General features: G+C 37.6%; 17 protein-coding genes. 15 read left to right on the forward strand and 2 right to left on the reverse strand.

Annotated elements, in window-relative coordinates:
* Window positions 1–170 precede the first annotated feature (170 nt).
* The 14 genes from AMET1_RS03485 (at window position 171) to AMET1_RS03550 (ending at window position 14,375) form a co-directional block, all read left to right on the forward strand.
* Window positions 171–923, forward strand: a complete 753-nt coding sequence (locus AMET1_RS03485; protein WP_394334879.1) for an RNA ligase partner protein — start codon at window positions 171–173, stop codon at window positions 921–923.
* A gap of 43 nt (window positions 924–966) precedes the next feature.
* Window positions 967–2,265, forward strand: a complete 1,299-nt coding sequence (gene hisS, locus AMET1_RS03490) for a histidine--tRNA ligase (RefSeq protein ID WP_269087996.1) — start codon at window positions 967–969, stop codon at window positions 2,263–2,265.
* Between the two features lie 536 nt (window positions 2,266–2,801).
* A complete protein-coding gene (locus AMET1_RS03495) occupies window positions 2,802–3,176 on the forward strand; it encodes a hypothetical protein (RefSeq protein ID WP_086637094.1) in 375 nt (124 codons plus the stop codon).
* Between the two features lie 331 nt (window positions 3,177–3,507).
* Window positions 3,508–4,620, forward strand: a complete 1,113-nt coding sequence (locus AMET1_RS03500; RefSeq protein WP_161490743.1) for an ABC transporter substrate-binding protein — start codon at window positions 3,508–3,510, stop codon at window positions 4,618–4,620.
* A gap of 212 nt (window positions 4,621–4,832) precedes the next feature.
* Window positions 4,833–5,924, forward strand: coding sequence for an ABC transporter substrate-binding protein (locus AMET1_RS03505; protein WP_161490744.1), 1,092 nt, complete (start codon window positions 4,833–4,835; stop codon window positions 5,922–5,924).
* A gap of 163 nt (window positions 5,925–6,087) precedes the next feature.
* Window positions 6,088–7,155: a FecCD family ABC transporter permease gene (locus AMET1_RS03510; protein WP_086637097.1), complete on the forward strand. Its 1,068-nt coding sequence runs from the start codon at window positions 6,088–6,090 to the stop codon at window positions 7,153–7,155.
* Window positions 7,152–7,916, forward strand: a complete 765-nt coding sequence (locus tag AMET1_RS03515; RefSeq protein WP_086637098.1) for an ABC transporter ATP-binding protein — start codon at window positions 7,152–7,154, stop codon at window positions 7,914–7,916. Before AMET1_RS03510 ends, AMET1_RS03515 begins: the two co-directional genes overlap by 4 nt.
* A 78-nt stretch (window positions 7,917–7,994) precedes the next feature.
* Complete coding sequence (locus tag AMET1_RS03520) at window positions 7,995–8,942, forward strand: FmdE family protein (RefSeq protein WP_161490745.1); 948 nt, start codon at window positions 7,995–7,997, stop codon at window positions 8,940–8,942.
* Window positions 8,943–9,080: 138 nt separating this feature from the next.
* Complete coding sequence (locus AMET1_RS03525; protein WP_086637100.1) at window positions 9,081–9,515, forward strand: Mov34/MPN/PAD-1 family protein; 435 nt, start codon at window positions 9,081–9,083, stop codon at window positions 9,513–9,515.
* Window positions 9,516–9,553: 38 nt separating this feature from the next.
* A complete protein-coding gene (locus AMET1_RS03530; RefSeq protein WP_201721259.1) occupies window positions 9,554–9,964 on the forward strand; it encodes an adenylyltransferase/cytidyltransferase family protein in 411 nt (136 codons plus the stop codon).
* A 128-nt stretch (window positions 9,965–10,092) separates the two neighbouring features.
* A complete protein-coding gene (locus tag AMET1_RS03535) occupies window positions 10,093–12,081 on the forward strand; it encodes a cation:proton antiporter (protein ID WP_086637101.1) in 1,989 nt (662 codons plus the stop codon).
* 72 nt (window positions 12,082–12,153) lie between these two features.
* Window positions 12,154–13,773, forward strand: coding sequence for an MBL fold metallo-hydrolase (locus AMET1_RS03540; protein WP_086637102.1), 1,620 nt, complete (start codon window positions 12,154–12,156; stop codon window positions 13,771–13,773).
* Between the two features lie 96 nt (window positions 13,774–13,869).
* Window positions 13,870–14,094: a TIGR00304 family membrane protein gene (locus tag AMET1_RS03545; protein WP_201721260.1), complete on the forward strand. Its 225-nt coding sequence runs from the start codon at window positions 13,870–13,872 to the stop codon at window positions 14,092–14,094.
* The gene (locus AMET1_RS03550; RefSeq protein ID WP_086637103.1) at window positions 14,076–14,375 is read left to right on the forward strand and encodes a TIGR00304 family membrane protein; all 300 of its coding nucleotides are present in this window, start codon (window positions 14,076–14,078) and stop codon (window positions 14,373–14,375) included. Before AMET1_RS03545 ends, AMET1_RS03550 begins: the two co-directional genes overlap by 19 nt.
* Window positions 14,376–14,408: 33 nt before the next feature.
* Here the strand turns inward: AMET1_RS03550 and AMET1_RS03555 are convergent, their stop codons facing one another.
* Window positions 14,409–15,572, reverse strand: a complete 1,164-nt coding sequence (locus AMET1_RS03555; protein WP_086637104.1) for a coenzyme F420-0:L-glutamate ligase — start codon at window positions 15,570–15,572, stop codon at window positions 14,409–14,411.
* Between the two features lie 513 nt (window positions 15,573–16,085).
* Between AMET1_RS03555 and tgtA the strand changes: the two genes are divergently transcribed.
* Window positions 16,086–17,570: a tRNA guanosine(15) transglycosylase TgtA gene (gene tgtA / locus AMET1_RS03560; RefSeq protein ID WP_086637105.1), complete on the forward strand. Its 1,485-nt coding sequence runs from the start codon at window positions 16,086–16,088 to the stop codon at window positions 17,568–17,570.
* A gap of 361 nt (window positions 17,571–17,931) precedes the next feature.
* Here tgtA and ahbD read toward each other — a convergent pair whose 3' ends face one another.
* Complete coding sequence (gene ahbD, locus AMET1_RS03565; RefSeq protein ID WP_086637106.1) at window positions 17,932–18,975, reverse strand: heme b synthase; 1,044 nt, start codon at window positions 18,973–18,975, stop codon at window positions 17,932–17,934.
* Window positions 18,976–18,989: the final 14 nt, after the last annotated feature.

The raw sequence follows: 18,989 nt of genomic DNA on the forward strand, positions 1-18,989 counted from the left end.
TAAGTTTCATGTCTTTATAACAAAATATTTATGTCATTTCTTGAATGGATTGTTTTTCTATGTTTTTTTATATGGATAATGGTTGAAGGGTATTACTGTATGGGTGTGGTTTTTGTTTTGTTTGTTTTTGGTTTAGGTTGTTTTAAGGAGAATAGTAATTATGTTTGAAATTGTTATTTAGATGTAGGTTGTGTGTTAGTTTGAATAATCTTGAAAGACAGTATTTTGTTTTTGATACTACGGCGTTGACCGATGTAGAGATGCGGAAGCGGGAGGGTTATGACTCTTTGTGCGAGGGTATTGATGGTGTTCTTGAACTTGTTTCCAAGGCTCGTTTGGAGTTGAATATTAGTTGTTATGTGCCGTATCCGACTGTTTATAGGGAGATGAGGGATTTTATTAATAGGCATGAATGTGATGAAGAGGTTAAGGTTAAGCTTGATACTTGGCTTGTTAAGAAGACTCCTAATCGTTATGAGGTTGAGATTCCGGCTAGTATCTTTTATGAGTATGTGGATTTTATGAGAAGTCGTATTAATAAGGGGATGAATGTTGCTGAGGATGCAATCTGGGATATTTCCGTTAACTGTCTTAATACAGATATTGGGGATATGGATGCTGAGGAGGTTGAAAAGGATATCAAGCGTGAGATGATTGGGCAGACAATAAGTGATTTTAGGGATAAGTATAGGAGTGCTTTGAGGTATGGGATACTTGATAGTGCCCCGGATATAGATGTTTTATTGCTTGCTAAAGAGCTGGATGCAGCTGTTGTTGGTGCTGATGATGGTATTGAGAAGTGGGCTGAACGTCTGGGGCTCCGTTTCGTTAAGGCAAGTTCTTTTCCACGGATGATTCAGGAGTATCTGCGTAGGAAAGATGAGATTCGTTCTAGAGGGCAGGCCGATGATTTCGAGATTTAATTAAGTTGTATGTTTTGTTTATATTGGAGGTTTTATAATTAAAATTCAGAAACCTAAAGGAACCCGTGATTTAGACCCAGAGTCAATGGATGTTAGGCGTAATGTTGAAGAGGCTATGAGAACTCACTGTGAGTTTTGGGGTTTTGAAGAGGTTGAAACGCCTACTTTTGAGCATCTAGAGCTTTTTACATTGAAGTCGGGTGAGGAGATTGTTGATGAGATATATGCGTTTAAAGATAAATCTGAACGTGAATTGGCTTTAAGGCCTGAGATTACTGCTTCGGTTATGCGTTTTTTTGGTGAGGAGTTGAGAGCTAGGTCTAAACCTTTGAAGTTGTATTATTTCAGTAATTGTTTTAGGTATGAACAGCCTCAGAAAGGTAGGTATCGAGAGTTTTGGCAGTTTGGAACTGAGACGATTGGTGGAGATTCGGTTAAAACTAGTGCAGAAACTATTGCACTTGCATGCAGTATTTTAAGTTCTTTGGGCCTTGAATTTGATGTTCATATCGGGCATTTAGGTGTTGTTAGAGGTGTATTGGAGTCCGAGGGTGTTGTTGGTGGTGACCAGGATAGGTTGATGTCTTTGATTGATAAAGGAGATGTTGATGAGATTTCCGGTTTTCTGGATGGTTTGTCTGTTTCATCTGAATGTAAGGAATTGGTTTTCGAGTTGATTGGTTTGGTTGGTGATGGTCGTGAGGTTGTTTCTCAAGCTTCTGGGGTTCTAGAGAGTTATGGTTTCGATGAGGTAGGTGGGGCTGGTCTTGTGGAGTTGGAGAGCACTCTTGGTTATTTAGAGAGTTATGGTAATTTTGATTATACAGTCGATCTTGGTATAGCTCGTGGTCTTGAGTATTATACCGGAACTGTTTTTGAGATTTATATTCCTGGGCTTGGTGCTCAGAATCAGGTTTGTGGTGGGGGGGAATATAGTATTCCTCAGTTGATGGGTAGCGATCAGTTTTCCACTGGTTTTGCATTCGGTTTTGATAGGGTTGTTGAGGCGATTGAACATCAGGGTATTGATCTTGATTTGAAGCCTGGTTTAATGGCTTATGTTGTCCCTGTTTCTGATGAGTTTAGGGATGAGGCAGTTGGTGTTTTAGGTAGGATGCGTGATAGTTTTCCTGCTGATATCGATATGACTGGACGTGGTATTGGGGATCAGCTTTCTTATGTTGATTCGGTTGGAGCTCGTTTTGCCGTTATTATTGGTGAGCGTGAGGTTGAGAATGGTACTTTAAGTCTTAAGGATATGGAGTCTGGTGAGCAGGTTGAGTTGGATGTGGATGAAGCAATTGATAAAATTAGGAGGGAGTATGAAGTCCTTTTAAATTGATTTAGTTTTTTGTTGGGTTGTTTGGTTTTTGTAGTTGAGTTTTATCTTTGGTTGGGGGTGGCAGCCTCCTTTCCTAGATATTAGGCTATATCTTCTCCGTGGAAGAAGGGATTTATATCTCTGAGTCAAGATAAGGCCTTTTTTATTCTATTTTTTTGGTAGGATACGATTTCGATAACTGACCAAAATATATATGTTTGTATATGTGTATATTGTATCGTGTGTGAGAGTGGTTACCTACTCTCCCAAGATAACAGTTATATTTGATGTTTGAAGTTGGGTCTACACGGGTGTGGTGTTTTGTTGGGTTTGGACCTCGAATTCTGTCATATTGTATGTGTTGTTATGCCGGAACTCTGTAGCGATGACCTGTTCTCTACCTCTGTAGGTCAGAACAAGTGTGGGATTTTAGGTAAGGCTTGAAGCTTTGTCTTTAATGTCGGGTAGGATGTAACGGTGGATACGTATAATTTATATTGGTATCTCGATTATTTCATTATTTTTGTATAATCTTAGTATTGAATGGGAGTTGTATTATGTCGAAACGTGAGAAGGTTAATAAGCTGCTTAGTAAGATTCGTTATATGTATTATCAGACTGAGCTTGATGGTTCAGAGGTTAATTTTATTGATTTTATTGAAGGTTTGAAGAGTGGTGGTAGTTTCAGGGGGATTGTTCATACTGAGCGTGAGCTGGATATCAGTCGTGGAAAGGTTATGAAGGAGGATGGTTATCTTCTTATTGATGATGGTGAGACTAAGTTGGCTATTTTGATCAATAGTAATGTTTATCGTGGTGAGAGTGCTTTGGAGAGGATTGAGGATCCTGATAGGATTCGATATACTCGTATTTCTGATAAAAAAGCTGAAGAGATCCTTGAAAAGGGGAGGGCTGCTGGAGTTACGCTTTGATTTTTTTTATTTTAGTTATCTTATTTAATTTGATTTTGTTTTGCTTTGCTTTGTTAAATTTAATTTAATTTAATTTGATTTAATTTGATTTAATTTAACTTAGTTCAATCTGGTTTAGTTTTATTTGGTTTATTTGGTCTTTTGTTTGTTTTTTATGGGTTTATTTGTGGTTTTGTGGTTTTTTATTATTTTTTTTCATTTTGTTGTTTTGGGTTGTTTTTTGGTTTTTTGGGTTTATGATGGTAAACCTTATAAGTGATAAAGCATTTTTGTATTAATTAAATAAAACTTGATGCAATATTTTGTCTGCTTAAAACAATACGGTGAAAGAATGGATAAAAAAATTTCAAGAAGAGATTTTATAAAAATAACAGGCGGAACAGCAGCAACCCTATTAGTAGGAAGCGCAGCAATAACAGCCGGATGCATAGACCCAGAATTCGAAGAAAAAGAGACAAGAGAAATAAAAGACATGTGGGGACGAAACCTTGATATTCCAAAAGACACAGAACGACTCGTAGCGACATCTGCCGGTGCCTTACGTTTAACATCATACCTTAAAGCAGGTGATAAAGTAGTTGGAGTTGAAGAAAACGAACAAGCCGACATCGAAAGGCCTTATCAGATGGCAAATCCACAATACCAGGAAGTGCCTACCATAGGTCCACAACACAGTGGTGATGCAGAAAAAATTTTAGGTGTTAATCCGGACGTTGTACTCACAACCTACAACTCAGACATAGACCCAGAAAACCTACAAGAAAGCATAGGCATACCAGTTGTGGTCGTAGAATATGGAGAGATTTTGACTAAAGAAAAACGCCAAATAATTTACGAAGCACTACGAACCTACGGAAAAGTCTTAAATAAAACAGATAGAGCTGAAGAAGTAATAGATATTTTTAAAGACAGAATCGATGACCTGGAAAGACGGGGTGAAGAGGTTGAAGACGCTCCCAGAATGTATGTTGGAGGTATAGGGAGAAGAGGTCAACAAGGATTGAGGTCAACAGTCCCTGATTACGCTCCCCTTGAACTCCTTGGCTACGAGAATATGGAGGGACAGCTAAAAGGAATAGATGAACTAGGAGAAGTTGTTGAAGTTGACAGAGAAAAACTAATCGAATACGACCCCGAAATCATATTTATAGATGGCGGTGATCCTCACCTATCCCTTGAAGAGTTGGAAAAGCCAGAATATCAAAATTTAACTGCTGTAGAGAACAATGAAATTTACAAACTAACAGCATACAACAGCTATACAACACAATATGAAAACGTATTGATTAATTCGTACATGGTTGGTAAGTATTTCTCTCCTGAACAGTTCAACGATATAGATATCAAAGATATTTCTAACGAAATTTATAAAGATATATATGGAGAACCCGTTTACAGTGATATGGTTGAGAGGCATGGAGAATTTGGAGAAATAGAGGTTTAAGCGATATCCCAATTGTTAAATGTTTTATATCTCATAAAAATTCATTTTATTTTTTTTATTATCTTTTTTCGGTTATTTTTTGTTTTATTCTTTGGTCTTTACAAAAAAATTATATATTACTTTTCTTAATTTTATTATTACATAGTGTTACGAATAATTTGTTTGTAATACCAGGGTTTTTGGTTTGTATTGATTTAATGAGGATAAATACTATGAAAAGAGATAGTTTTACTAGAAGAGGTTTTATTAAGCTGGCCGGTGGGTTAGCAGTTACTTTAAGTGTTGGTGGATGTTTAAATCCGGGTTTTCAGCAAAAAGAGAGTAGAGAGATAGTGGATCAATATGGCCGCGAAATCAGTATACCAAGTAATGTGGAGAAGATTGTGGCGGTTGGTTCGGGGGCGTTACGCCTTGTTTCTTATATGTTGAGTACTGATTTGGTTGTTGGTGTTGAAGAATTTGAAATTAATGATGGTAGGCGGCCGTATGTTATGGCGAATCCGGGTTTACAGGAGCTTCCTAATATTGGTCCTCAACATCGTGGGGATGCTGAAAAGATATTAAGTGTTAACCCGGATGTTGTTATCGCATCTGATGAATTTGATGGGGATGTGGAAGGTCTTTCGGAGAAAACAGGTTTGCCTGTAGTTGAAGTTAAATATGGTGATATTGTTGAAGGTGAACGGGATACTTTTTATAACGCTCTGGATATCATTGGAGAGATAGTTGGTCGTGAAGAAAGAGCTTCTGAGGTTAAAGATGTTTTCAATAGTTATATTTTTGACCTTGAAGAAAGGTTTGGTGAAATAGATTTAGATTCAAGGATTTATATCGGTGGTGTAGGGCGTCGAGGAGAACAGGGTTTAACTGCTACTATCGCAGAATATCCTTCTTTGAGTTTGATTGGTCTTGAAAATATGGATGGTCGGTTAGGGGATAAAGTTCCTGGTGAACATGTTTCTGTGGATAGGGAGAAGTTGGTTGAATTTGACCCTGAAATGATTTTTGTTGATGGTGCTGGGCTTCAGTTGGTTAAGGAGGATTTAAGCAGAGATGAATTTAAGGGTTTGAAGGCTGTGGAGAACGAAGATGTTTACAGCCTCTTGCCTTATAATTACTACAACACTCAGTTTGAGAATGTTTTAATAAACTCTTATTTCCTAGGTAGTCATCTTGCTGGTGATTCTTTTGATGATGTGGATCTAGAGGTCGTTGCCGATGATATTTTTGAAGATGTTTTAGGTGAGCGTGTTTTTCAATCGATGCATGATGAGTTTGGTGTTTTAGATAGAGTAGAGGTTTAATTTAAATATTTTTTTTAATAAAAATACAAAAAACTTTAAAGGATAGTTTAAATAAATAAATATAAATTGATTAACTGGGTTAATACAGAATTGGTGTACCGCTCAATAAAAAAACCACAGAAAACACGAAAACCCCTAAAAACCATAGAAGGATGAAAAATAAATGGAAAACGAAAAACACCAAACTGGTAAAAAACACCTCCAAAAATACCGCAAACACCTTAAAAAGAAAATAACATTCGGAATAACCATAACAATACTCCTAATCATATCCTTCACAATAAGCGTTGCCTACGGCTCAGTAAACATACCAATAATCGACACAATATACACATTACTAGGATACCCCGTAAACGAAATGTTCCACAACATAATCTGGAACATAAGACTCCCCCAAGCAATAACCGCATTCATAGCCGGAGCCGGATTAGGAATAGCAGGAACAGTAATGCAAAACGTACTTAGAAACCCATTAGGAGCCCCATACACCCTCGGAATATCCCACGCAGCAGCTTTCGGCGCAGCAACCGCCATAATGATATTCGGAGTCGGACAAGTAGAACTACCAATAAGCGGAAGATACGCACAAGCATTATCTGCCTTCATAATGTCCTTACTTACAGCAGCAATAATCGTCGCAATAGCAAAATACAAAAACGCAACCCCCGCAACCATGGTACTAACCGGAATCGCTCTAGGCTCCCTATTCTCAGCCGGACTCTCAGTCTTCCAATACATAGCCGATGACGAAGAACTAGCCTCAATAGTATACTGGACATTCGGAGACGTAGGAAGAACAAGCTGGAACGAAGTCACCATAATAGCAATAGGAACAGCAATACCAGCCTTATACTTCATAACAAAAGCATACGACTACAACATACTTAACGCCGGAGACGAAACAGCAAAAAGCCTAGGCGTAAACGCAGAAAGACTAAGAATGGAAGGCATGTTCTTCGCATCACTAGTAACAGCAGTCGCAGTAGCATTCGTAGGCATCATAGGGTTCGTAGGCCTAGTAGTCCCACACATAGTAAGAAGAGTTATCGGAACCGATGAAAGATTCCTAATACCCTACTCCATGATCGGAGGAGGACTATTAGTCTTAATTTCAGATATAGTTGCAAGAAACATGATAGAGATGGTAACACTCCCAGTAGGAATCCTAACCGCATTCATAGGAGCTCCTCTATTCATCTACCTAGTATTAGTAGGGAGGGAAAATTGGTGAAACTAAACCTAAAAGGAATAGAATTCAGCTACAAAAGTAGAAAAATATTAAACAAAGTCGACCTAGAACTCCAAAACGGAGAAATACTCGGCCTAATAGGCCCAAACGGTTCAGGAAAAACAACACTATTAAAGTGTATAAATAAAATACTAAAACCCCAGAAAGGCACCCTCATGTTGAAAGGCGAAGACATACAGAAAATGAAACGAAAAGACATCGCAAAAAACGTAGGATACGTACCCCAATCAGAAACAAACACATTCCCAACAACCGTATTCGACACCATACTAATGGGGCGAAAACCCCACGTAAACAACTGGGGCCCCAAAGAAAAAGACCTAGAGATAGTTTCAGAAATAATCGAAACACTAAACCTCCAAGACCTCTCAATGAAAGACGTCAACAAACTAAGTGGAGGCCAAAGACAAAAAGTAATGATAGGACGCGCACTCGCTCAAGAATCCGAAATACTAATACTCGACGAACCAACCTCAAACCTCGACCTAAAACACCAACTAGAAGTCCTACAACTAATCGAAAAACAAAAAAACCATGGAACATCATCAATAATGGCCTTACACGACTTAAACCAAGCCAAAAAATACAGCGACAAACTGATAATGCTAAAAAACGGCAAAATCCATTCAGCAGGAACCACATCAATACTGAACCCAAACAACATAAGAGAAGTATACGGAGTACGAGTAAACATAAACAAACAAAACGGACACGAATGGATACAACCTATAGAAGCAATCTAATATCACCTCCACCCAAACAAGGAAACAAAATCCTAACCAAAAAAAGAAACAAAACCAACCATAAAGATGATTGATAAAATGAAAATAAAACAAGACCAATGGAAAAAAACAGAACCAAAAACACTAGACATCCAAGTAAAACCAAACGAAAATAAAAAACCCAAAATAGGAAACAAGATAGTCATATCAACCAAAAACACATCAAACCAAACCAAACTAACCATGGGAACGGTAATAGAAATAAACAACGATAGTTTCAAAATTAAAACAGAAGAAGAAATAGAAGAAAACACAGAACTTCAATATAAAATTACAAACAACACACCCTCAATAGCAAATCCAAGAGAAAAAATAAACAACTACATAGAGAACAACGACCTAACAAACCTGGTTTTAGAAGCAGGCAAGCTACACGGACACATATGCCCTATGGTTGTACTCGGAGTAAAAGTAGGTGTAGACGGGTTAAAACAACTAGAAATAGACCACCAAGGAATGGAAGACATAATAGTACTGATAGAAACAAACAGTTGTTTCAGCGATGGAATCCAACTATCAACAGGATGTACATTCGGAAACAACGCATTAATATATCGTGATTACGGTAAAACAGCCGCTACAATAATAAAAAGAAATGAAATAGCAATAAGATACAACTACAAAGCATACAACTACATAGAAGAAGAATACCCAGAAACACACAAACTATTCGAAAAAGTCGTGAAAAAAAGAGAAGGCACAGAAAAACAACAAAAACAACTACAAGAAAAATGGAGAAAAATAGCGCTAGAACAACTAAACAAACCAATAGAAGAACTATTCAAAATAGAAAAAACAGAAAACACAAGCCACCTAAACCTACCAAAAAAAGCCCCAATATTCGAAGACAAATACTGCAATAAATGCGAAGAGAAAATAATGGCACCAAAAACAACACAGAAAAACGGAAAAACACAATGCATACCCTGTTCAAACACAAACTACCTACAGCTAGACGGATCAGGACTGAAAGAAATCAACAAATAACACAACTAAAACCAACCAATCAAAAAAAAACACCAACAACCATAACTCAAAACAATGGAAATAAAAGGTTCTCGGCCTAAAGAGCAGGGGTCTTAAAAACTAAATTCTTAAGTCTTCACAACAAAATAATATAAATAGATGACCAGAGTATTCGCCATTGCCGAAAGCACCTTAAAAATGATTTTAGGTGTCGGTAAATCCGCTATGCCCAACGAGATGATAGGGCTATTACGAGCTGAAGACGGCGTAATAAACGACGTTGTATTCGCACCAGGCACAGTAACCTCAGAGGTTAGTTCAATGGTACGAATAGATCAACTACCAGTCGGACTAAAAACAGTTGGCTCGGTACACAGCCATCCATCTGGAAACCCAACACCCTCCGGAGCAGACAGGGAAATGTTCTCTAAAAAAGGAAAATGCCACATAATAACAGCAAATCCATTCGAAATGAACGACTGGGTGGCTTACAACAAAAAATCCGAACCCATAGAACTAGACGTCGTAGAACTAAGCTCCAAAAAAGACAAGCTATGGGAAGAAGAGCTTGAAAGAATACGCAAAGAACTCTAATTTTTCTTAATTACAAAATAAGCTAATGAGGAACCTCAATGAGAGTAATGGCTTCAGGGACATTTGACCTAATACATCCAGGACATCTCTATTACCTACGGGAATCTAAAAAACTTGGAAACGAATTAATCGTAGTAATAGCAAGAAAACCAAACCTACAAAAAAAACCAATAATACCCGGAAGCCAAAGACGTAAAGTGATCGAAGGCCTTAAACCAGTTGACCAAGCCGTACTAGGCGACGAACTCGATATATTCAAAACAATAGAAAAAATACAGCCGGACATAATATCCATCGGACCCGACCAACATTGGGACATCCCCCAACTCGATAAACAACTAAAACAACATGGATTCAATATAAAACTAACCAAAATCGAAAACTACGTGGAATGCAATTTATGTAGCAGTCGAGACATAATAAAAAAAATACAAAAAAGAAAAAAATGAGAGAAAATCAAAATTCGGAGGACTGAAACATCATAGACCCAACCCACCTGAATGCATTACCCACACTTGTAACAAGGCCATCACTAACCCCTCCATTCGAAAACGCCGTAATAATATTCGGCATAGCTATGATCGTTTTCCTGGTTGCTCCACTAGTAATCAAGAGATATAAACTACCAGGCATAATCGGAATAATCATTGTTGGAGCAATAATAGGGCCAAATGGATTTGGATTACTCGAAAGAGACGCAACAATAGAACTACTAGGTGAAGTTGGACTTATATACCTAATGTTTCTTGCAGGCCTTGAAATAAACCTGAATCAATTCCTCGACAACAAAGATAGAAGCATTGTTTTCGGATTAATCTCATTCTTAATACCACAAACACTTGGTACAATTGTCGGTATATACATACTAGATCTATCGGTTCCAGCAGCGTTACTCTTTGCAGCAATATTTTCTTCCCACACATTACTAGCATATCCAATAGTTCAGAGACTCGGTATAGTTAAAAACGAAGCAATGACAGCTACAATAGGAGGAACAATACTAACAGATACACTCGCATTACTAGTTTTAGCAGTGGTGATTGCTTCAGTTGGAGAGGGATTAACCACCGGTTTCTTTGTCGAACTATCTATCGGCCTATCTATATTCTTTATCGGTACCTGGCTTATCGTACCTAAAATAGGACGTTGGTTCTTTCGAACACATGACGACGAAAGTTACTACGAATTCCTGTTTGTAATGGCCATACTATTTACATCAGCCTTTTTCGCTGAAATGGCTGGAGTAGAACACATAATCGGAGCATTCATAGCTGGATTGGCTTTAAACAGGCTGATTCTTGAAACCGGTCCATTAATGAACAGAATCGAGTTCGTTGGAAACGCCCTATTCATACCATTCTTTTTACTATCGGTAGGTATGCTTGTAGATGTATGGGTTATAACCGAAGGACTAGACACCATAGTGATCGCCGGCTCCCTAATCGCGTTGGTGATAACAACAAAACTTGTTTCTTCATGGATAACCGGTAAAATATACAGCTACAATAAAACAGAAATGCTCGGTATGTTCGGCCTATCAGTCGGACAAGCCGCAGCAGCACTTGCTATAGTTTTAATCGGATATGACGCCGGAGTACCTGGCTTCGACCAAGAAATGGTGAATGCAGTAGTTCTAATGATATTGGTGGTTAGCGTATTAAGCCCATCAATTGTTGAAAAAGCTGGGATTTCCTTGGTTAAAGAAGCTGAAGAAAGAGAGTACGACCCAACAAAGATACCAAGAAGAATCTTAATACCTATCGCACAAGATTCAAGATATAAAGAACAACTACTCGACCTAGCCTTCGCAATATCAGATGAACGCTCCAAAGAACCAATAAACACAGTATCCGTTATACGTCCAAACACCGGGAATAAAACTCTATCAGAGGTTGCTAAAGCCGAAGAAATACAAAAAGAAATAGAAGAATACGCCGCTGGTGCAGAAGAAAAAATAAAAAGCCACACAAGAGTCAACCACAACATTGCCTCAGGAATAGTCAGATCAACAATAGAAAACCAGATATCCACATTGATAATAGGGTGGGATGGAGCCAAAACACGAAACCAGATGATGTATGGAAATATAATAGACCAAGTATTAAATAGAACCACCCAACTAACAATGGTAACTCGACTAAGCAAACCGATCGAAACATACAAAAAAATATTGCTAACCCTACCTCCAAACATAGAGTACAACGAAGGTTTCGCTGAAGCTATAGAGACAGTTAAAAAAATCTCAGAAAAAACAGGCTGCCAAATAAAAATATTCACAATAAACAGTAATCCAACAAAAATAAAAGAAAAAATCGATAAAATAGAACCAGAAACACCAATAGAAGTAGAAAAAATCGTTGGATGGAGAAAACTAATGCCAACACTTAAAAAAGAAATGAACACAAACAACCTAATAATCAACATAAGCTCCAGAAGAGACAAACCAGGCTGGAATCCAGAACTCAAAACACTACCTAACAGAACATTCACACTAACACAAGGAAACTCAATAACAATCTACCCAGGTGAAAAAGAACGAGAAAAAAGAATAAAACTGATGGAATAAAAACCAATATAAAAAAATCCCAGAAAATTTTTGAAAAAGATTTAGTTGAAGTACACCTAATTCTCTATCTGAATGTCAAATAACTACTACGAATATATAGGTCCAGATAAACTGAAAATCTGTGGAGAAAATGTCGAGAAAATATTGAATCGCTCTACAACCAAAGAAGCAAGTAAAGTTATAAACAAAATCGGTAGTTATAACAATGTTTATTGGGACGAAAGTTACGGTAAAGTTTTAGTTGAAACAAACAGAACCGGAACTTTTGAACGTGAAAAAAACCGTTTTTTCAAAGAAACAGGTTGGAACCTAGAGATATATAAAAACCCTTATTCAGAGATGGTTAACAAGGTCCGTAGACTTATCTACGAATATGAAGGACGTTACGAATTTTTAAAAAAAGTAAGTAGAAATGTAAGGCGTGCTGGAGACTCAAGTTGGATTAGAATCTCTTTTCTAGGAGGAGGGAAAGAGGTTGGCCGTAACTCAATATTTATACAAACACCCAGATCAAAAGTCCTATTGGATTGCGGCATAAACATGAAAACCTCCAAAGGCCCTTTACCAGCTCCAGAAATGGATATAAAACAACTTGATGCAATCGTTATATCACACTCCCACCTCGACCACACAGGCGGTATTGCAAAGCTCTATGCACAGGGATATCGAGGCCCTGTTTACGCAACAGAACCAACAATTGCTTTAATGAGATTACTTAAAAGAGACCTATATCGACTTAAAGAAAACCCCGAGTTCAATAAAAGCAGTATAGACAAAATGATAAACCACTGCATACCGATTGAATACAGAGATATGAAAAAAATAGCTCCAGACATACATATGGAGTTGTATAACGCTGGACACCTACCAGGTAGTGCAGGAGTACTATTAGACATCAATGGAAAACAACTGTTTTATACAGGAGATTTCGACGACAGAAACACCAAACTACTGCCTCCCGCAGACCATGACCTCCCACCTCTGGATGTATTGATAACAGAGGCAACCTATTCACATGAATCAATACCCAGCCAAAAAAAAGTTGAAAGAGAATTAATCAAAACAGTCGATAAAACATTAAGTCGTGATGGAACCCCAATAATCTCAACATTCGCAATAGGCCGATCACAAGAGATACTATCCCTTCTATTAGAAAATGGATATAAAAATATCTATATAGATGGAATGATCTGCGAAGCAACAAAGATAGTTGGTTCATACCCAGACTACATAAAACCAAACCTCGATGGTGAATATCAATATATCTACAGCGAAAAACAACGTGAAGAAGCTATCGAAAACAACGGAATAATAGTAACAACATCCGGGATGTTGACAGGTGGACCTATCCAATACTATCTAGACCATATTGGAGACAAAAGTAAAAACACACTTATCCTACCAGGCTACATGGTTGAAAACACACCTGGAAACAAACTGAAAGAAGGGGAAAACCCTATCCACATAAATGGTAAACAACTTGAAATTGAGTTAGAAGTTAAACAAATCAGGTTTTCAGGTCATGCAGATAGATCTGGGTTATGGAGTTTTTTACATAAAATCGAAGGATCTCCAGAAACCTACGTAATACACGGTGAAAAAGAAAACTGTGAAAAACTTAGTCAAGAAATTAATGAAAAACTAGGGTGGAGTGCTAACGCTCCTAAAAACCTAGATGCTTATAGAACTTAAAAATAAATATAGCGCACAGAAAACATAACTGTATACATAACCTACTTGTTAAAAAACTATAGTTAACTTAATTTAATTTCGTTTTGGTGTTTTATTTTGGATGTTTCTGGGGTTGTTGGTAAGCTAGGATTTGTATTTGTTGTTTTAGGCGGAGTTATAATGGCTTTATCCGTCTCTGAAACTGTTAATTTTGAGGGTGGTGCTTTAATTATGATTGGACCTATTCCTATTGTTGGTGGGACCTCTTCCGAAATTGTTTTGGTTTTAGCTATATTAACCATGTTTATATTGCTTTGGTTTGTATGGAGGAAATTGATTTGAGTTTTCAGTTAGGTGTATTATTAGTAATAATTGGTGTTTTATTACTGGTTTTGTCATTTGTGCTTAGACGTGTTTCTATAGGTAAAGATGGGAAAAAAGGTATTGGTTTAGATGAGGTCGATGAGGGTGGTGGTTTTAGTGGTGGTGGAGTTGTGATGTTAGGGCCTTTTCCGATAGTATTGGGTACGGATAGTTCTGCTGTTAAAATTGCGGTTGTTGGGGCTTTGTTTTTAATGGTTTTGTGGTTTTGTTTTGTTTTGGTTTTTTGGTTGTTTAGTTGATTTATTTTTAGGTTTTGGTTTGTTTATTGGTTTTTAAAGGAAGTTTTTGATTAATACTAGGGGGGTTCCAGCGTCGGCTGAACCTGAAATTAGGTCTGCAAGGCTTGCTGTTAGGTCTTTGGTTTTTCGTGGTGTTGTTCCTTCATCTTCTTCCTCGACCTCTTGGTTCCGTATCATTTGATCGACCTCGTCGTGTGAATATCCTTTTTCGATGTATTTGTCTACTAGATATTTGTATTTGTTTCCTTCTCTGAACTTGCCTTCGACTCCATCTGTGTATCCGAATGAAGTTACTGGGTCTGCTAGTTCGTATATACCGCTTTCAGGGTCTTTGTAAGCTCCATCTCCATAGATTATTACTTCGATTGTTTTTCCAGTTGTTTTTTGTATTATTTCCTTTATTTTTTGTGTGAATTCGAATGGGTTTTTAGGAGCTAGTTTTAGTTTTTCATCTGTCGAGAGATTGCTTCCTAATAGACCCCATCTACAGCTTTTTTCACCTTCACTAGCTACTTCAGTTAGATCTATTATTTTTTGGTCTTCTACGGCGTCTTCAAGTATATCTCTATCTTTTTTACGTCGATGTATTGAAGATATTATGATTGAGTCAAGGTTGTTGTCTATCAGGGTTTTTGGGTTGTTTGAAAGGACTATACGTGCTTCACTACCTTCTTCACCTATAATTTCCGTATAATACTCTAGGTAGTTAAGACCTGTTATTGGGTGTTCAAGGTTGATTGAAGCTCCTTTTTCCTTCATTTCTTTAAGTTCTTGATAGCTGTATGTCTCTTTATAATCCAAGTCTCCATCTACAATCCGGTTACCAACCTCATCATCAGGGTGGGTTAGCTGTACAATTACTTTACCGCCTTTAACTGCTCTAGCTATGCTTTTCAATATCGCGGAAAACCTGTTTCTGCTGGTAATTGGATACAAAACAAGGACGTTTGAACCTTTATCTATCCCGTGTTTCTCCCTCAACTCCGTTACAACCTGGTCTATAGTTATGTAGTTGTTCTGTGATTTTGCAACAATCGACTCGGTTATACAGAGAATGTCACCATCATCAACCAAACCATCTTTATCGCATTGTGCAATAACTTCCCTTATCTCACTGGGTAAATCTGTTTGCGGGGTTATAGCACCCATTTTAAGTCCATATGCTGAAACGCCAATGTAATCTAATTTCGATTTCATATTCTTAATCTCCAATATTTTCTAACCAAGACATAATATTCGAGTTCCGGCAGACTTATGATTTTATTAGTTAAAATATATTTCTACCAAAGTGATTTCTCTTATTAAACCTAAATTTATTGGGTTTAACGAGACATTCAACATTCAATCGTTTATAGCTTATAAATAACAAAAAAATAACTAAATTACTGGCTATTTGATTAAAATTATCTTAAAACAAGGCTAAGACACCTTCAGAGAGGGGATACAGCCCTATAGATATATGGGTTATAGAGAAAGATTGTTTAAGTAGCAGTAGACTATTGCTTGACCAAAACCTGTCCACAAAACAAGTATGGACAAAACAAGGCAGGTATGCTTGAAACCAAATTGGGAATGGAGAGTAGTGGTGTTGTGACAACACCATAGAGAATAAGGCTGGCTGGACCAACACCCTTCTCTGGAAGCCTCTTCCTAACGACCTTAGCTAGTAAGGTGGGGGGGTGTCACATTTATGTTTTACTTGGTGGTTTGATGGATTTTGAAATTAAGCGTAAGGATGGTGCTGGAAGGATTGGTAGAATCGATTTAGGTGGTTGGAGGGTGGAGACCCCCACTATCATGCCTGTGATTAATCCTGGAATTTTGACTATTCCTCCTAATGAGATGAAGGAGTTTGGTGCTGAGATATTGATTACCAATTCTTACATTATTTATCGAAATGAAAATTTACATGAAAAGGCTGTAGAAAATGGTGTTCACTCTTTACTGGATTTTAATGGCCCTATTATGACAGATTCTGGAGCATATCAACTGAGTGTATATGGTGACGTTGAGGTTGGGTCTAAAGAGATTCTTGGTTTTCAAAACGATATCGAATCCGATATACATGTACCTCTTGACCTGCCTACTCCACCAGGTGTTAGTTGGGATCGAGCTAAAAACGATTTAGAGGTCACTTTAAAAAGGGCTCGTGAAGGAGTTGAGGTGGCGAGAAATAACAACTCTGTTATCGCTGGCCCTATTCAAGGCTCTACACACCTAGATTTAAGGAAAAAATCTGCGTTTGAGATGTCTAAACTATATTTCGATTTGTACTGTATTGGTGGGGTTGTACCGATGATGGAGTCTTATGATTTTGAAAACCTCATTAAAGCTGTTGTCGCGTCTAAATCCTGTCTTCCTTTTAATGCGCCGGTACATCTTTTTGGAGCGGGTCATCCAATGGTTTTTGCTGTAGCGGTTGCTTTTGGCTGTGACCTATTTGATTCAGCCGCATATGCTTTATTTGCTAAAAGAAATCGATATTTAACCAATAGAGGCACTTGGAACGTTAAGGAGATGGAGTATTTACCTTGTTCATGTCCCGCCTGTCATGGTAGAGATGTAAATGACCTAATGGATTCTGAATTACTAGCTAGGCATAACCTATATGCTACCTTTGAAGAACTTCGTGTCGTTAAAGAAGCTATAAGGCGAGGTGAACTATTGGAGTTAGCTAGCGAGAGAGCTAGATCACATCCAAGGTTACATTCAGCATTAAAATGGGGTCTAGAAAACGGTGATTGGATCGAAGAGACAACGCCTTTCTCTAAAAAAAGCGCCTTTTTCTATACTGGAGAGGAATCTCTATATCGACCAGAGATATCTAGAGTACACAACTCAATCAAGCGATACAATCTTAAAGGAAACATCCTACTGTTTTTAGCACACGACATAGATGAAGAGATAGCTGGAAAAATAAAATGTTCTAAGGATATCCAGGTAATGGAAATAAAACCACCCTTTGTTTATCCTGCAGAACTTTCTAGGACCTATCCATATGGCCAATCGCTTGTTCCAAAACACATCGACAGTGGTAGGCATGAAAAAGCTATTGAAACCATCAAAGAGATTAATAAAAAATATGGTGATCGATTCGATGAAAAATACATAGTAGGGCCAGAATACAAAGATTACACGGAAAAACTGAACGACATCAAACCTCTAATGACCAGCCAGGTCAACCAATTATTATAGAAATTCATAGCTAAAATATCACTTAGCTCTCAACTGACTTTGAATTCTGAACTACCAAAATAATTATTTAAAAAAAAATTGTTGATTGGTTTTTAGGTTATATGGACCTCCACTACAACCTGGGTTACCGTAGTGTTAGGACTTCTTCAAAACTAATCCCCCACCATAAAGAGTTTGAACTCGATTTAATTTAAAGGCTGTAGTCAGAATGATTGTTATCTTTAGTGGTGGGGAGAATGTGTTATTTTCTTGGTTTTGTAGGGAGATGTTTTAAATTGGTTTATTTTTTGTTTGTTTTCTGAATTTTAGGATGTGGATCGGGGGTTTGGTTTTGGATAGTTTGGTTGTGTTTTATTTGTTTTTAGGTTTTGTTTTTGGTTTTTTTAGGTTGGTGTATGCAGTATGGTTCTTCAGATAGGTAGTTTTTGGTTTTTGCGTATGCTCTTGCTCGGCAGCCACCGCATAGTTTTTTGTATTCGCATTCTCCACATTTTCCTTTTAGTTTGTTGGGGTTTCTTAGGTTTTTGAATAGGGTTGATTGGTTCCATATTTTTGTGAATTTTTGTTCTAGTACGTTTCCTGCTGTTAGTGGTAGGTATCCGCATGGGTATACTTCACCGGTTCTTGATATGAAGCAGAACATTTTTCCTCCTAGACATCCACCTGTTTTCATGTCTAGGCCTTTTTTCTTGAATTTGCCTCCTTTTTGGCTTAGTATTCTGTAGTAGTGAGGTGCGCATGTTGCTTTTAGTTCCATGTTTACTTCGGTTTCTTTGTTGTAGAACCATTCAAGTATTTCTTCGTATTTTTTGGGTGTTATTTCGTTTCCTTTTAGGTTTTCTCCTCTTCCTGTTGGAACTAACATGAATATGTGGTGGGCTGTTGCGTTGTTTTGTTCTGCCATTTCGATTAGTTCTGGTAGTTCGTCTACGTTTTGTTTTGTTATTGTTGTGTTTATTTGGAAGGGCATTTTCATTTTTTGTAGTATTTCGATTCCATCTAATGCTTGTTGGTATGCTCCTTCTATGCCTCGGAAGTTGTCATGTGATTTTGGTGTTGCTCCGTCTATGCTTATGCTTACTCTTTGTATTCCTGCATCGATCATTTTCTGTGTTTTTGTTTTGTCTAGTGTTGTTCCGTTTGTTGCTAGTACTACTCTTAGTTCTTTTTTGTTGGCGTATTCGGCGATTTTGTATATGTCGTTTCGCATTAGGGGTTCGCCGCCGGTTAGTATTAGTATGTTTCCGATTTCTGCGATTTCGTTTATGACTTCTTTGGCTTGTTTTGTTGTGAGTTCATCTTGTTCTGGGTTGTCGATTGAGGATGCTCGGCAGTGGCTGCATTTTAGGTTGCAGGCTCTTGTTAGTTCCCAAGCTACTAACATTGGTCTGTATTTTTTGTTCATTTTTTCAAGCCTAT

Source organism: Methanonatronarchaeum thermophilum, from assembly GCF_002153915.1.
In the GTDB taxonomy this organism is placed as follows: Archaea; Halobacteriota; Methanonatronarchaeia; order Methanonatronarchaeales; family Methanonatronarchaeaceae; genus Methanonatronarchaeum; species Methanonatronarchaeum thermophilum.